Source organism: Pseudomonas reinekei (genome assembly GCF_001945365.1).
Classification (GTDB): domain Bacteria; phylum Pseudomonadota; class Gammaproteobacteria; order Pseudomonadales; family Pseudomonadaceae; genus Aquipseudomonas; species Aquipseudomonas reinekei.
Map to the genome: position 1 here is coordinate 1 of NZ_MSTQ01000061.1, position 590 is coordinate 590.

The 590-nt window shown below is 61.4% G+C and carries 1 protein-coding gene and 1 pseudogene; both read left to right on the forward strand.

Annotated features, from left to right (window positions below; genetic code table 11):
* A pseudogene (locus tag BVK86_RS28985) lies at positions 1–374 on the forward strand (type VI secretion system Vgr family protein); the annotation flags it as partial.
* Positions 371–590: T6SS effector phospholipase Tle3 domain-containing protein (locus tag BVK86_RS28990; protein WP_425272407.1), on the forward strand; the 220-nt coding region annotated here is incomplete at its 3' end. The pseudogene BVK86_RS28985 and the gene BVK86_RS28990, both read left to right, overlap by 4 nt.

Genomic DNA, 590 nt, shown 5'->3' on the forward strand with positions numbered 1-590 from the left:
CCACCATCCGCCTGGTGGCCGATGACGGCAGCTACATCAGGATCGGTGGCGGGGTCGAAATCGGTACGCAGGGCAAGGCCATTGTGCATGCCGGCGAGCATGACTGGGTGGGGCCGAAAACCGACAGAGCCACCGTGCCTTCATTCGGTCGTGACCCCGCCGCGCAAAGCCTGGCCTTTCACTACCCCGGTCATGACGACGACAGCGCTCGTGTGGCGGTCGACCACGCTTACCAAATCAAACTGGAGGATGGCAGCACCGTGCAAGGACAAACGGATTCAAGGGGGCTGGTGGAACGGGTGGAGCGCGAAATGATGCATCAGGCACAAACGATGGTATTGCGTGGCAAAGGCCCGAAAGGTGGCAGCCAATGAGCCACGAAGACATGTACTGCGTGGCGCAACTCACGACCCGGTTGATGCCCAATTGCAACACCGTGCGCAAGTTGGAAGTACCCGCCGATCTGCCGGGGGTGGTGATTTTCCTGCATGGCGTGAATGACCCCGGGGCGTCCTATGAGTCGGTGGAAACCGGGTTGTGTCAGGGGGTCAACGAACGGCTGGATCGACCGGATCTGAAGGCGGGGCGGT